The following is a 14,446-nucleotide window of genomic DNA, read 5'->3' on the forward strand; positions in this document are numbered from 1 at the left end:
GACCGCGGCGGAGGGCGAGGATGCCCAGGATGACGGCGGCGATCCCGACGAGTGCTCCGAAGACCGGCCCGACCGGCCTCGCCATCGCCGCACTCGTCGTCGGCATCGTCGCGTTCCTCGTCGGCCTCGTGCCGGTCTTCGGAGCACTCGTCGGGATCGCCGCCGTCATCCTGGGCATCCTCGCCCTCCGCCGCGGTCAGTCGAAGGCGATGTCGATCACCGGCGTCGTCCTCGGCGGTCTGGCCGTCCTCGCCTCGCTCCTGACGACGATCGGCTTCGGAGCCGCCGTGAACTCCGCCTCGAGCGACCGCCCGGCGGCCGTGATCGTCGAGTCGTCCGAGCCCACGACCGCTCCCGTCGTGCCGGCCACGGAGGAGGCGGAGGTCGTCGAGACGGCGGAGCCCGCACCCGTCGAGACGGCGGAGCCCGCACCCGTCGAGACGGTCGCCCCTGCCCCGGCGCCTGTCGAGACGGCGGCTGCTGCGCAGGTCTCGCCCGAGTTCGCCTCGGCACTCATCAAGGCGCAGAGCTACTCCGAGATGCTCCACATGAGCAAGGCGGGCCTGTACGGCCAGCTCACCTCCGAGTACGGGGAGCAGTTCTCGCCCGAGGCCGCGCAGTACGCGGTGGACACCGTCTCCGCCGACTGGAACGCCAACGCGCTGGCGAAGGCCAAGGACTACCAGGCCCAGATGGCGATGGCGCCGGAGGCCATCCGCGACCAGCTGACCAGCGAGTACGGGGAGCAGTTCACGAGCGACGAGGCCGACTACGCCATCGCGCACCTGAACGACTAGTCCCACTCGGACCGTCGCGGCACTGCGCGGCCACTGAGCGGGTCCTCCCGGAGCGCGCCGCCGTCCGTCGCCCACGACCCGGGCGACGGGGGGCGGCGGACCACCGGAGCCGGTTCAGGCCAGGACAGCGAGGGTGACGGGGAGCGCCTCGCTCCACCTGCCGGTCAGCCGCTCCTCGCCCTCGAGGAACGGCGGCGCGAGGACCCGCGCGAGGACGAGAGTCAGACCGTCGGCCGAGGTCGTGGTGGTCCGTGCGTCGCTGCGGACGAGCACCGTCGACGGCGGCCCGGACGCTCCGGCGCCTGATCCGCTGCCCTGCACCGTCGCGGTCGGCGGGCGGACGATGCGCTGCCCGTCCTCCTCGAAATGCTGCTCGACCTCCCGGGCGCCGGTGCGGATCGCCGTGGCGAAGGCGGCGATCGCGACGGGGTCGCCGGCACCGTCGTAGACCCAGCGACGACCGAGGACGGTGTGCTCGACGGTCGCGAGGAGATGCGCGTCACCGCCGGCGAGAGGCGAGCCGCGGTAGGTCAGCGGCACCTGGAGCGGCGGCTGCCCGGTCGACTGGACGATCAGCGTCTCCACTCCCACCTCGCCATCGGGGTCGTCGAACCGGTAGGCGCCGAGCAGCGTGAATCCGCCGCCCTCGCACCAGGGCTGCGTCGGCGCCCATGCCTCCACGATCTCGAGCTTCCCGGGGGTGATCGTCGCACGGTGCAGAAGGGCCATGCACCGAGAGTAGAGCCGGCCGATCCGTCCGGAGGAGTGCCCGTCAGCGAGCGGCGCCCGCCGTCGCCGACTCGGGCAGGCTGCTCATCGGGAGCGTGTACTCGCCCTTGAGCGCCGAGATCCAGACGGTGGTCGGGGCGACGGCGGCGAAGTTCGAGTTGAGCAGCGCCATCAGCGTGGTGTGCAGGGAGTGCGCGTCGATCGTGCCGGCGTCGTTCGCGATCGCGATCGCGCCCGTCGCGTCCGAGAGGACCTCGGCGCGGAGCCCGTGCGTCTCGGCCTCGGCGGCCGAGGCGAGGATGCAGTTGTTGGTCATGTAGCCGACGAGGGTGATCGTGTCGACGTCGTGCTCGCGGAGCCAGTCGAGCAGGTCGGTCCCCGCGAAGACCGTGCCGAACTGCTTCGTGACGTTCTTCCACGAATCCGAGCGGCGCTTCTCGATCTCCGGGTGCAGCGCGAAGGACGGACCCGACGGGTCGAAGATCGGCGCTCCCTCGCCCGCGCTGTGCTGGACGACGGCGACCGGGAGGCCCGCGGCGGCGGCGGAGTCGAGGGCGGCGGCGATCCTCGGCAGCGACTGCGCGTGCGGCGGGTACTGGATCTCGAGCGGACCGCTGAAGTACTCCTGCTGCACGTCGACGAGGATCAGTGCGCGGCGCGGTGTGGTCATGAGGGGCTCCCATCGGTGGCGGACGTCCCCGATCCTCCCGCCCGGGGCTGGGAGCGGCGGTCAGCCACGCGGCCCGCGACCCGGTCGTGGGCGCAGGCCCACACCTCCTCGTGCTCGAGCGGAGTGAGGACGCCGGCGTCGAGCAGCCTGTCGGCCCGCCGCAGCGCGGCAGCGATCGCCGCCTGCTCGGCGACGGCGGGGGAGTCGACGTCCGCGATCACGAGCCGACGGGCGCAGGCCCGGCGGAGGCGGCGGGTCGAGCGGGCCGAGAGGAGCAGGAGCGACGCGGTCGGCAGGGCGAGCGCGGCCAGCAGGAGGAGCGGCAGCCGGTCGAGCGCGAGCGTCCCGACGGCGCCGGCGGCCGTCACGGCCACGACCAGCTGCGGACCGGCCGCGTGCAGGCGGAGGCGCCTGCGCTCCTCGACGGAGGTGCCTGGTGCGAAGACGACGAGCTCGCTCCGGACGACGCCGTACCGGCTCGCGCCGACGGTGTGGCGGCCCCAGCGGGGACCGGCGTCGAGGAGGCGGAGGAGCAGGTGCACGAGCGCCATCGTCTGCCCGCGACGGCGGGTGCAAGGGGATCCTGACGGAACGCGGACGCGCACCGGGCCGATCCGCACGGTCCGCTCGCGCGACGCTCACGACCCCCTCACGACGCGGGATCGCGCGCCGACGTCCCTCCCCAGCCGATTACCCGTGAGGAAAGCGTGAGGATCCGCTCATTCCGGGCGGGCGCGCTCCTCACGGCGAGTAGAAACATCCAGTGACCTCTTCCGTCGTCCGTGGCGACCCCGACGCCCTCGAACCCTCCCCTCTCTCCTCCGCGCGCGCGGGCGGGGTGAAGGCGTGGCTCCTCGAGGGCCTCCGCGACGACTCCGGAGCGCACCCCGGCCCCCACGCGGCCACCGGCAGGACGCACTCGTGGTGGCGCGTCATGTGCCTCACCGGCGTCGACTACTTCTCGACCCTCGGCTACCAGCCGGCCATCGCGGCGCTCGCCGCGGGCCTCGTCTCTCCGCTCGCGACGATCGTCCTGGTGGTGCTGACCCTCCTCGGCGCGCTCCCCGTCTACCGCCGCGTGGCCCGCGAGAGCTTCCGCGGCGAGGGGTCGATCGCGATGCTCGAGCGCCTGCTGCCCTGGTGGGGCGGCAAGCTCTTCGTGCTGGTGCTGCTGGGGTTCGCGGCCACCGACTTCATGATCACGATCACCCTCTCGGCGGCCGACGCGACGGCGCACGCGGTCGAGAACCCGTTCGCCCCCGCCTGGTTCCACGGGGCGGAGGTGCCGCTCACGCTGGGGCTGATCGCCCTGCTGGGGATCGTGTTCCTGCGCGGGTTCCGCGAGGCCATCTCGATCGCGGTCGTGCTCGTGGCCGTGTTCCTCCTGCTCAACGCGATCGTGATCGCCGTGGCGATCGGGCACGTGGCCGAGAACCCCGTCGTCATCGGCGACTGGTGGTCGGCGCTCACGACCCAGCACGGGAATCCGCTGATCATGGTCGGCATCGCGCTCATCGTGTTCCCCAAGCTCGCGCTCGGGCTCTCCGGCTTCGAGACCGGGGTCGCGGTCATGCCGCAGATCCGCGGCGACGCGGGCGACACCGAGGACGCCCCCGTCGGCCGCATCCGCGGGGCGAAGCGGCTGCTCATCACCGCCGCCGTCACGATGTCGGCGTTCCTCATCACCTCGAGCTTCGTCACCACGCTGCTCATCCCGCAGGCGCAGTTCCAGCCGGGCGGCGAGGCCAACGGCCGCGCGCTGGCCTACCTCGCGCACGAGTACCTCGGCGAGGGCTTCGGCACGGTCTACGACGTCGCGACGATCTGCATCCTCTGGTTCGCGGGCGCCTCCGCGCTGGCCGGCCTGCTCAACATCGTCCCGCGCTACCTGCCCCGCTACGGCATGGCGCCGCAGTGGGCCGGCGCCGTCCGTCCGCTCGTGCTCGTCTTCACCGTCGTGGCCTTCGTCATCACGATCCTCTTCCGCGCCGACGTCGACGCGCAGGGCGGCGCCTACGCGACCGGCGTGCTGGTGCTGATCACCTCCGCGTCCGTCGCCGTGTTCCTCTCGGCGAAGCGCAGGAAGCAGCGCAAGCGCGCCGTGGGCTTCGCGGTCATCGCGCTGGTCTTCGTCTACACGACGGTCGTGAACGTGGTCGAGAGGCCCGACGGCGTGCGGATCGCGGCGGTCTTCATCGTCGGCATCCTCGCGGTCTCGCTCGTCTCGCGGGTGCACCGCTCGTTCCAGCTGCGCGCCACCTCCGTGGTGTTCGACGCCGCAGCGATCGACTTCCTCACCACGGACGCCGACGACTACGGCGTGATCCGCATCCTCGCGAACGAGCCCGACGACGGCTCCGAGGCGGAGTACCGGGACAAGCTGGCGGAGGAGCAGCGCGACAGCAACCTGCCGATGCGCGGCCCGGTGCTCTTCCTCGAGGTGCACACCACCGACTCCTCCGACTTCGAGGAGGACCTGGTCGTGCAGGGCCGCGTCTGCCACGGCTTCCGCGTGCTGACGGTGACCAGCGGCAACATCCCGAACACCATCGCCACGGTGCTGCTCGAGATCCGCGACCTCACCGGCGTGATCCCGGACGTCTACTTCGAGTGGACCGAGGGCGGCCCCATCTCGAACATGTTCCGCTTCCTCATCACCGGCACCGGCGAGGTCGCCCCCGTCACCCGCGAGGTCCTCCGCCGCGCGGAGTCCCGCCGCGACCGCCGGCCTGGCGTGCACGTGGGCTGACGCCTGCTGCGAGGCGGGGGCGTGGCGGCGCGGAGGTGCCGCTCCTGCTGCGGGATTCCGCCGAGACGCCTCTCCGTCATCGAGACACCGCGGCAGGAGCGGTGCGTCGGCGGAGGAGGCGGTGTCCCGGCGCGCGGCGGCCCCGTAGCGTGGGCGCGGGCGCCCGTCGGGGCGCCGACACCGACGAACGGACGACGATGACCCTCGAGGACCAGCGCGCGCACATCCTGACCGGCGCCGTGTACGACGACATGACCCCCGAGCTGGTCGCCGCGCGCGAGCGGGCTGTCCTCGCCTCGAACGCGTACAACGCGAGCTTCGGGCGTTCGCCGGTCGAGCGGGAGGCTCTGCTCCGCGAGCTCGTCGCCTCGGTGGGCGCGGACGCGCACCTCGAGCCGACGTTCCGCTGCGAGTTCGGGTTCAACATCACGATCGGCGACCGCTTCTACGCGAACTTCGACTGCATCCTGCTCGACGGCGCCCCCATCACGATCGGCGACGACGTGCTGTTCGGCCCGCGCGTCTCGATCTACACGTCGAACCACGCCCTCGACCCGGCGGAGCGCGCCGCCGGCGCCTGCACTGCGAAGCCGGTCGTCGTCGGCGACGGCGTCTGGATCGGCGGCGGCGTCACGATCAACCAGGGCGTCACCATCGGCGACGGGGCCGTGATCGGCTCGGGCAGCGTCGTCACCCGCGACGTCCCTCCGCTCACCATCGCCGCCGGCGTCCCCGCCCGCGTCCTCCGCCAGATCACCCCCGACGACCGGACCGGCTACCGCCCGGCCCACTGACGGCGGCCCACGCCGGCCCCGAGACGCCGGCTCCGAGACGCCTCGGAACGGCTCCCGGCCTCGCGGCGATCCGCCCTCAGGACTTCACGGTCGACAGAGGCTCGGTGATGCTCTCGAGGCTGCGGCGCTCGGCGTCGACGCCGAAGATCAGGGCGATCACGCCGCCGAGGATCATCACGGCGGCGCCGACGAAGTAGCCGATCGTCAGCGGGCCGCGGTCGCTGCCGTCGCCGATCAGGGCGCCGTAGAGGGCGGGGGCGACCGCTCCGGCGATCTGGCCGAGGGTGAAGAAGTACGAGATCGCCTGGCTGCGCAGCTCGAGGGGGAAGATCTCGCTCACGGTGAGGTAGGCGCTCGAGGCTCCGGCGGAGGCGAAGAAGAACGACACGCACCAGAGGATCGTCTGCGTGGTCGCGGTCAGGACGTCCATGCTGAAGAGGACCGCCGAGACGGCCAGGACCGCTCCCGAGACGCCGTAGGTGAGGAAGATCATCTTCCGCCGGCCCCACACGTCGAACAGGTGGCCGAGCACCAGCGGCCCGACGAGGTTGCCGATCGCGAACGGGAAGAAGAAGTACGAGATCGCGCTCTGCTCGACTCCGTAGAAGTTCTCGAGCACCAGAGCGTAGGTGAAGAAGATCGCGTTGTAGAGGAACGACTGGGTGATCATCATCGTCGCGCCCACCAGCGTCCGCTTCGGGTACTGCCGCAGCAGCACCCGGGCGATGGTGCGGAACGGGATGCTCTCCGTCGCCTTCACGGTGATCGCCTTCGCGTCGTCGACAGGCTCGAGCACGCCGCCCTCCGCCTCCACTCGGCGCTCGATCTCGTCGACGGTGCGCTCCGCCTCCTCCTCGCGGCCGTGCGTCATCAGCCAGCGCGGGCTCTCGGGGATGTGGCGGCGGAGGTAGATGATCGCCAGTCCGAGGATCGGGCCGAGGAAGAAGCCGAGGCGCCAGCCGACGTTCTCGGCGAAGAGCGCGTCGTTCAGGAAGAACAGGTTGGCCGCGGAGCCCAGAGCCGCGCCGCCCCAGTAGGTGCCGTTGATCGCGATGTCGACGCGGCCGCGGTACTTGGAGGGGATGAGCTCGTCGATCGCGGAGTTGATCGCCGCGTACTCGCCGCCGATCCCCATGCCCGCGAAGAAGCGGAACACGGCGAGGAAGACGTAGTTCGGCGCGAGTCCCGCCAGGCCGCTGGCGACCAGGTAGATGACGAGCGTCAGGATGAACAGCTTGCGCCGCCCGAGCTTGTCGCTCAGCCGCCCGAAGATCAGGGCGCCCGCGATCTGGCCGCACAGGTAGATCGTGCCGAGCAGGCCGACCTCGAAGGCCGAGAGCCCGAACTCCTTCGCGAAGCCGGCGGAGGCGACGATCTGGATCTCGAGGCCGTCCAGCACCCACGAGAAGCCGAGGCCGACGACGATCGACCAGTGGAAGCGGGTCCAGGGGAGCCTGTCGATGCGGGCGGGCACGAGGCTCCGGACCGGGCCGCGCGGACTGGTGGATGTCGACATGGCGAGCGCCTTCCTGTCGCCCCGGCGTCGTTGCGGAGGAACGCTGTCCCGAGCGCGGCGAGACGACACTAGACCCGCGGGCGGCTCCATATCGCCGGGCTATTCACCCCTTGTCACGGACCGCCGAGCGGGTGTATTCCGGGGACCGGTGCCCACCCGGGGGCGGAGCGCGGCGCGGAGCTCATCGGTACGGATCCGGAGCGAGGCGCGGTGGACGCGAGCCCGGATCCGTCCCGCGGGGCCTGACACCGCCCGCCTCCTCGGCCTAGCGTGGAGGCATGATCGACGCGACGCCCGCGGGCACCCCCACCTACGTCCTCAGCGAGGGGCCCGTCTGGGATCCGGACACCGCCCGCCTCACCTGGGTCGACATCGAGGCCGGCGCGGTCCTGTCCGCCCCCGTCACCGCGGAGGGGATCGGAGCGATCTCGCGCACCGACGTCGGCGAGCAGGTCGGCGCCGCGCTGCCCCTGGGCGACGGGCGGACGCTCGTCGCGCTGACCCGGCGGCTCGCGATCCTGGAGGTCGACGGCTCCCTCACGCGCGGCTCCGAGCTGCTGCCGGAGGGGCACCGCTTCAACGACGGCACGATCGACCCGCAGGGGCGCCTCCTGGTCGGCTCGCTGACCCTCGGCGAGTCGGCGGGCGACGACGTCCTGCTGCGCATCGAGCACGACGGATCCGTCACCGTGCTCGACGACGACCTGCGGCTCTCGAACGGACTCGGCTTCTCGCCGGACGGCTCCGTGCTGTACTCGGCCGACACCGAGTCGGGCGTGATCCACCGCCGCTCCTACGCGGACGCCGAGCACGGCCCGCGCGAGCCCTTCGTCGAGCTCGAGGAGGGCGTGTTCGCCGACGGACTGACCGTGGACGCCGACGGCCGCGTGTGGGTCGCGGTCTGGGGCGGGAGCGGCGTTCGAGTGTTCGAGGCCGACGGCAGCCCGGTCGAGGGCGCGGGCATCAGGATCGACGCCCCGCACTCCTCCAGCATCGCCTTCGCGGGGGAGGACCTGGACATCGCGGTCGTCACCTCCGCATCACGCGACCTCTCGGCGGACGAACGGGCGCGTCATCCGCACGCCGGCGGACTGTGGATCGCGCAGCCCGGAGCCCGCGGCCGCGCCGCCACGCGCTGGGTGGAGGGCCCTCTGCCCTAGGCGCGGCCGGTCGCCCGTCAGACGGCGGGCGCCGTCGGCGGGCTCGGCTCCGATGCGGGCTGCGGCACGAGGGTCAGCCGCGAGATGCGGTAGCGGTCCGTCTCGGCCACGCGGAGCAGGTGGTCGCCGACGAGCACGGAGTCGCCCACGACGGCCACACGGCCGATCCGGTCGAGGACGAACCCGCCGACCGTCTCGTACGGACCCTCGGGCAGCTCGATGCCCAGCTGCTCCGCCAGGTCCTCGAGGATCATCCCGCCGTCGACGTCGTGCAGCTGCTCGGCCGCCTTCGCGTCGACCGCCTGGCGGGCGCCGTCGTACTCGTCGTAGATCTCGCCGACGAGCTCCTCGAGCAGGTCCTCCAGCGTGATGATGCCGTCGGTCCCTCCGTACTCGTCGATGACGACGGCGATCTGGTGGCCGTCCTGCCGCATGGTGCGCAGGGCCGCGAGCACCTTCGTCGTACCGGGGACCGCGAGGATCGGGCGGGTGATGTCGGCGACGCTGCTCGCGGTGCCGGCGCGGCCCGCCTCCGGGAACGCGGACATCAGGTCGCGCACGTGGACGAAGCCGAGCACGTCGTCGAAGTCGTCGCCGACCACCGGGTAGCGCGAGTGCGGCTGGTCGAGGACCGCCGCGTAGCCCTCGGCCACGCTGAGCGCGCCGCGGAGGAAGTCGACGTCCGGGCGCGGGCGCATCACCTCGGCGACGCGGCGGTCGTCCGCGCGGAAGATGTCGGTGAGCAGCCGGCGGCTGTCCTCGTGGATCTCGGTGTTGCTGGAGATCATGTCGCGCACCTCGTCGGCCGAGACGCTCTCGCCCTTCTCGCGCGGGTCGGCGCCGAGGAGGCGGACGACGGCGTCGGTCGAGACGGACAGCAGCCAGATCACGGGGCGCATCAGGCGCGCCAGGGCGTTGAGCGGGGGCGCGAGGGCCTTGGTGAACGCGACGGACTTCTGCATCGCCAGGCGCTTGGGGACCAGCTCGCCCAGCACCAGGGAGAGGTACGCGATGACGAGGGTCATCAGGATCAGGGCGACGGTCGAGGCGGCGGAGGCCGAGAGGCCGAGCGACTGCAGCGGCGGCACGAGGTCGGGCGCGATGGTCGAGGCGCCGTACGCCGAGGAGAAGAAGCCGGCGAGCGTGACACCGATCTGGACCGCGGAGAGGAACGTGTTGGGATTGCGGACGAGCTCGGCGATGCGCCGGCCGCGCTCGCTGCCGGCCTCGATCGCGCGGACCTGGCTCTCGCGGAGGCTGACGATGGCCATCTCGGTGCCCGCGAAGACGCCTCCGAGGAGGACGAACAGCACGACGAGGCCGATGTTGAGGAGGGTGTCGAGATCCACGCCGACCAGAGTAGGGATGCCGGCCGTGAGAACGCCTCGTGGACTCTCAGGGAGTGGGTCGGGCGGGGCGACGCCCCGCCCGCCCGCTCAGGACGCGTCGGCCGGGCGCACGCCGATCGTGAGGATGAGGTTCGCGTAGATGCGGCGGTCGCCCGAGGCGATGGTGAGCGCGACGTCGGGCGTGCGCGCCTCGGCGTAGAAGGCGTGCCGCTCGAGCGAGGTGAAGGGGACGCCGTCGAGGGACCGGCGGAAGGCGTCCTGCGCGGGGACGTCGATCCCAGGCGCGGGGGTCATGACCGTCGCCTCCTCGACGACGATCGCCGAGAGAAGGGCGTCGAGGATCTCGTCGACGGTCAGCATGTCGGGCCGGAGGTTCAGGTGCACCAGGGCGGAGTTCGGTCCGAGCGTGGTGCCGACGGGGTAGTTGCCGTCGGCGATGAGGACGCGGGAGCCGTGGCCCGCGCGGGCGAGCGCGTGCAGGATCTCGGGGTGGAGGAGGGTCGTGGTCAGCAAGAGGAGCTCCTAGAGGTCGTGGAGGTGGGCGACGGACGAGCCGGCGAGCAGGCGGCCGGGAAGCCTCCGCTCCTGGGGGCCGGGCTGCTCCGCCCCGGAGTCGAGGCGGAGGCGGACGAGGGCGGCGGCCTCGGCGGCGATCGCCTCCGTCGGCTGGGCGATCGTGGTCAGGTGCGGGCGGACCACGCGGGCCAGCTCGACGTTGTCGAAGCCGACGACGGAGAGGTCCGTCGGCACGCGCAGCCCGGAGTCGCCGAGGGCGATCAGGGCGCCGACCGTCAGCTCGCGGTTGCTCGCGAACAGGGCGGTCGGCCGGGGGCTCAGGGCGAGGATCCGCTCGACGGCGGCGACCCCGCTCTCGACCGTCAGCGGGCCGCGCACCACGGCGTCGGCGGCGGGGTGCACGCCGCGCTCGGCCAGGGCGGCGAGGAAGCCGGCGGTCCGCTCCCGGGTGGAGGACACTCCGTCCTCCCCGCCGAGCACCGCGATCGAGCGGTGGCCGTGGTCGAGGAGGTGGCGGGCGGCGGAGGCGCCGGCGCCCGCGTTGTCGAGCGCGACGCGATCGGTGACCAGTGCGTCGTCGATCCAGTCGACGGCCACCACGGGGGTGCCCTGCTCGGAGGCGCGGCGCAGCGCGTCGACGTCGCCCGCGGACGGCACCGCCACGATCCCGTCGACCATCTTCTCGAGCAGCAGGTCGACCGCGGCTCCCGGCTCGGGGCGGCTCACGCCGACCAGCACGCCGATGCCCTCTCCGCGCAGGGCCCGCTCGAGGCCCGCGATGATCGAGAGGTGGAACTCGTTGTCGAGGGCGGGCAGCAGCACTCCGACCGTGCGGGAGCGCCGCGAGCGCAGGCCTCGAGCGAAGCCGTTGACGCGGAAGCCGACCTCGGCGGCCGCCGCCTCGATCGCCGCCCGGTTCTCGGGGCGCACGGGGAGCCCGTTGTAGTGCTTCGAGATGGTCGAGAGCGAGAGGCCGGTCAGCCGCTGCAGGTCCTTGTAGGTGGCCACGTCACAGGGTGGCGCGGGGCGAGCCGTAGCCGCTCCAGCCCGGGATCGTGCCGTCGGCGTCCCACAGGTCGAGCCAGCCGGTGCTGCCGGGCCAGAGGAAGACCTGGCCCTTGATCAGCCGGTTGTTGCGCTCGGCGCCGCGCAGCGCCTCCTGCTCCTCGGCCGTGAGCACCAGGGAGGCGGCGGCCAGGTTCGCCTCGATCTGCTCCGGCTTCACCGCGAACGGGATCGGGATCTGGCCGCGGTTCACCGCCCAGGCGAGGCACACGACGGCCGGATGCACGCCCCGCTCCTCGGCGATCGCCCGCACCGCGGGGTGCTCGATGTCGACGATGTCGCCCTCCACCCGGTCGCGCTCCGGCCGCGACGGCGAGCCCAGCGGCGAGTAGCCGATCGGCTGGATGCGGTGGTCGAGGCAGAAGCGGAACAGCTCCGGCTGCTGGAAGCAGGGGTGCAGCTCCATCTCGTTCAGCTGCGGGGCGATGCGGACGTCGGCGAGGATCCGCTCGAGCTTGGGGATGGTGACGTTGGAGGTGCCGAGGTGCCGGACGAGGCCCCGGTCGACCAGGCTCTCGAGCGCTCGCCAGGTCTCGAGGAACGCCTCGTGGACGTACGGGCGGGCGTGCGGATCGCGTGCGTCGGTCTCGGCGTGCGGCGGGTGGTGATTGGGGAAGGGCCAGTGCACGAAGACGGCGTCGAGCACGTCGAGGCCGAGATCGGCGAGCGAGCGCTCGACGGAGGCGACGGCCGCCGCGGGCTCGTGCGCGTCGTTCCAGATCTTCGACATGACGAAGAGCTCGTCGCGGTCGACTCCGGAGTCGGCGATCGCCCGGCCGACGCGCGGCTCGTTGCCGTAGACGGTGGCGCAGTCGAGGAGGCGGAAGCCGGCGCGGAGGGAGTGCTCGACCGCGAGGCCGACGGTCTCGGCGTCGTAGCGGTCGGAGCCGAACGTCCCGGCGCCGATCGCGGGGATGCGGCTGCCGCTCGCGAGGACGCGGTGGCTCGGCGGAGTGGGGGCCATGCGGATCCTCCTGGTGCGGCGGCGGGGGCGAAACGTTGCGCTTCACGGTAGGCGGCGGAGAGCGGTCACGTCAATGATGCCGTGGACTGGAGTGCGTAACGTTTCGTGCGGTGGGTGCTTTCGTCCTCCGTTCCTGCCCCGCCCCCCTCGAAACGCCGATAGTTGCCGCACTCGTGCGCGACTGCGACGACTACTGGACTCTCGAGCCGCGCGCTCGGCTCGCTCGCGCGAGAACGCAGGAGCCGTCGCACTCGAGGTCGACTGCGACGACTCCTGGACTGTCGAGAAGAGCCCCGCCCCTCCGCTCAGACCAGCCGGCGCGACTCCTCCGTGACCACGCGGAACCAGCGCGCGCCGTAGCCGTCGAGGGGCACCGACACGGCGCCGTCCTCGCCGAGCGGGAGCGACTCGCCGCCGAGGGAGTCGACCAGCCGCGCCCCGGCGGGGGTGTCGGGGAGCGTCAGGTGCGCCGTGCGCGGGTTCGACGCCAGGTTGTGCACCGCGACGGTCGTGCCGGTCGACGCGGACATCCGGTGCGCGAGCACGCTCGGCTCGTCGCAGGGGAGGTGCGTGTACTCGCCGCAGCCGATCTCCGGCGACCGCCGGTACAGCCAGGCGAGGCCCTTCACGTGGGCCAGGAGGGAGTCCGGATCCTGGAGCTGCGCGGCCGCGTTCACGTGCTCGGGTCCGAAGCCGCCGCCGGGAGGGGTGGCGATCAGGTCGGAGGCGTCGGCGCGCGAGAACCCGCCGTTGGCGGCGCTGCTCCACTGCATCGGGGTCCGCACGGCGCTGCGGCCCGGGATGTCGGCGTTCTCGCCCATCCCGATCTCCTCGCCGTAGTAGAGCACCGGGGTCCCGGGCAGCGAGAAGACCAGGCTGTGGACCAGGCGGACGCGGCGCGGGTCGCCGTCGACCATCGGCGGGAGGCGGCGGACGATGCCGCGCCCGTGGATCCGCTGCGACTGCTCCGGAGCGAACGCCGCGAAGACCTCGTCGCGCTCGTCGTCGCTCAGCTGGTCGAGGGTGAGCTCGTCGTGGTTGCGCGCGAAGTTCGCCCACTGGCTGCCGACGGAGATCTCGGGGCGGCTCGCGAGCGCCTCGACGAGAGGCGCCGCCTCCTCCCGGGCCAGCGCGAGGTAGAGGCGCTGGTTGCCGATGAAGTCGAACTGCATCGACAGCTCGTCCGCGTCCTCGCCGCCGAAGAAGCCGAGCTGCTCCTCGCGGGTCACGTTGACCTCGCCCAGCAGCATCGCCTCGCCGGAGCGCCGCGAGACGAAGCGGCGCAGCAGGCGCAGCCACTCGTGCTCGTCGCGTTCGCCGGGCTCGATCAGGTACGGCACCGCGTCGACCCGGAAGCCGTCGACGCCCAGCTGCAGCCAGAATCCGATGAGCTTCGCGATCTCGTCGCGCACGGCCGGGTTCTCGGTGTTGAGGTCGGGCTGGTGCCGGTAGAAGTGGTGCAGGTAGTACTGGCCCGCCTCCTCGTCGCGGAACCAGACGCCGTCCTCCGCGTCCGGGAACACGTTCGCGGGCTGGTCGGCGGGCGGCTCGTCGCGCCAGACGTAGTAGTCGCGGTACGGGCTGTCGCGAGAGGAGCGGGCGGCCTGGAACCAGGGGTGCTGGTCCGAGGTGTGGTTGACGACGAGGTCGACGATCACACGCATCCCGCGGTCGTGGGCGGTCCGGATCACCTCGACGACGTCGCCGTGGTGCCCGAAGCGCTCGTCCACTCCGTAGAAGTCGCTGATGTCGTAGCCGTTGTCGCGGCCGGGGGACCGGTAGAACGGCGCGAGCCAGAGGCAGCTGACGCCGAGCTCGGCCAGGTAGTCGATCCGGTGGACGAGGCCCTCGAGGTCGCCGACGCCGTCGTCGTCCCAGTCCATGAACGTCTTCACGTCGAGGTTGTAGAAGACGGCGGTGCGCCACCACAGGTCGCTCGTGTCGGTGACCCTCATGCGCGGGGCTCCGGGCGGGAGGAGGCGGAGGGTGCGGGGGTGAGTGGCGCGGGCGCGGTTGTGAGCGTGCGGGTGGCGGCGGTGCGGGTCCTGGGCGTCGAGCGGATGCATGCCCTCACCCTAGGTCGCGGGCGCCGGGCGCGACGCGTGCCGCCGGGGCCCCGGATCCGTGCCGCCGGGGT

General features: G+C 72.4%; 13 protein-coding genes. 4 read left to right on the top strand and 9 right to left on the bottom strand.

Going from position 1 to position 14,446, the window contains the following annotated elements:
- Positions 1-29: 29 nt before the first annotated feature.
- Entirely contained in the window at positions 30-797 is a 768-nt protein-coding gene (locus C5C33_RS16925; protein ID WP_258069277.1) for an Ltp family lipoprotein, read from the top strand.
- Between the two features lie 114 nt (positions 798-911).
- On the opposite strand, the gene C5C33_RS16930 is transcribed toward C5C33_RS16925, so the two are convergent.
- Genes C5C33_RS16930 through C5C33_RS16940 form a run of 3 tightly spaced genes read right to left on the bottom strand, consistent with a single transcriptional unit; the run spans position 912 to position 2,738 of the window.
- Complete coding sequence (locus C5C33_RS16930; RefSeq protein ID WP_104248269.1) at positions 912-1,526, bottom strand: hypothetical protein; 615 nt, start codon at positions 1,524-1,526, stop codon at positions 912-914.
- A 43-nt stretch (positions 1,527-1,569) separates the two neighbouring features.
- The gene (locus tag C5C33_RS16935) at positions 1,570-2,196 is read right to left on the bottom strand and encodes an isochorismatase family protein (protein WP_104261683.1); all 627 of its coding nucleotides are present in this window, start codon (positions 2,194-2,196) and stop codon (positions 1,570-1,572) included.
- Positions 2,193-2,738, bottom strand: coding sequence for a DUF6611 family protein (locus C5C33_RS16940; protein WP_146078891.1), 546 nt, complete (start codon positions 2,736-2,738; stop codon positions 2,193-2,195). Before C5C33_RS16940 ends, C5C33_RS16935 begins: the two co-directional genes overlap by 4 nt.
- A 221-nt stretch (positions 2,739-2,959) precedes the next feature.
- Between C5C33_RS16940 and C5C33_RS16945 the strand changes: the two genes are divergently transcribed.
- Together C5C33_RS16945 and C5C33_RS16950 are read left to right on the top strand one after the other, a co-directional pair.
- On the top strand, positions 2,960-4,945 hold the full coding sequence (locus C5C33_RS16945) for an amino acid permease (RefSeq protein ID WP_374953291.1): 1,986 nt from the start codon (positions 2,960-2,962) through the stop codon (positions 4,943-4,945).
- A 197-nt stretch (positions 4,946-5,142) separates the two neighbouring features.
- Complete coding sequence (locus tag C5C33_RS16950) at positions 5,143-5,739, top strand: sugar O-acetyltransferase (protein ID WP_104261687.1); 597 nt, start codon at positions 5,143-5,145, stop codon at positions 5,737-5,739.
- A 76-nt stretch (positions 5,740-5,815) separates the two neighbouring features.
- Here the strand turns inward: C5C33_RS16950 and C5C33_RS16955 are convergent, their stop codons facing one another.
- Complete coding sequence (locus C5C33_RS16955) at positions 5,816-7,255, bottom strand: MFS transporter (RefSeq protein ID WP_104225083.1); 1,440 nt, start codon at positions 7,253-7,255, stop codon at positions 5,816-5,818.
- Positions 7,256-7,533: 278 nt separating this feature from the next.
- Here C5C33_RS16955 and C5C33_RS16960 point away from each other — a divergent pair, with 278 nt between their 5' ends.
- Positions 7,534-8,415 carry an SMP-30/gluconolactonase/LRE family protein gene (locus tag C5C33_RS16960; protein WP_104261684.1) on the top strand — a complete coding sequence of 294 codons (882 nt, stop codon included), beginning with the start codon at positions 7,534-7,536 and terminating at the stop codon, positions 8,413-8,415.
- Positions 8,416-8,432: 17 nt separating this feature from the next.
- On the opposite strand, the gene C5C33_RS16965 is transcribed toward C5C33_RS16960, so the two are convergent.
- From C5C33_RS16965 to C5C33_RS16985, 5 genes are all read right to left on the bottom strand, one after another.
- Positions 8,433-9,764 (bottom strand): hemolysin family protein, encoded by a 1,332-nt coding sequence (locus C5C33_RS16965; protein ID WP_104233863.1) that lies wholly within the window; start codon positions 9,762-9,764, stop codon positions 8,433-8,435.
- Positions 9,765-9,851: 87 nt separating this feature from the next.
- Positions 9,852-10,277 (bottom strand): RbsD/FucU family protein, encoded by a 426-nt coding sequence (locus tag C5C33_RS16970; protein ID WP_104225080.1) that lies wholly within the window; start codon positions 10,275-10,277, stop codon positions 9,852-9,854.
- 9 nt (positions 10,278-10,286) lie between these two features.
- Positions 10,287-11,288 carry a LacI family DNA-binding transcriptional regulator gene (locus C5C33_RS16975; protein WP_104261685.1) on the bottom strand — a complete coding sequence of 334 codons (1,002 nt, stop codon included), beginning with the start codon at positions 11,286-11,288 and terminating at the stop codon, positions 10,287-10,289.
- Between the two features lies 1 nt (position 11,289).
- Positions 11,290-12,309, bottom strand: coding sequence for an aldo/keto reductase (locus C5C33_RS16980; protein WP_104261686.1), 1,020 nt, complete (start codon positions 12,307-12,309; stop codon positions 11,290-11,292).
- A 305-nt stretch (positions 12,310-12,614) separates the two neighbouring features.
- Complete coding sequence (locus tag C5C33_RS16985; RefSeq protein ID WP_104261688.1) at positions 12,615-14,264, bottom strand: alpha-amylase family protein; 1,650 nt, start codon at positions 14,262-14,264, stop codon at positions 12,615-12,617.
- Between the last annotated feature and the right edge of the window lie 182 nt (positions 14,265-14,446).

The organism is Rathayibacter sp. AY1H3, assembly GCF_002932015.1.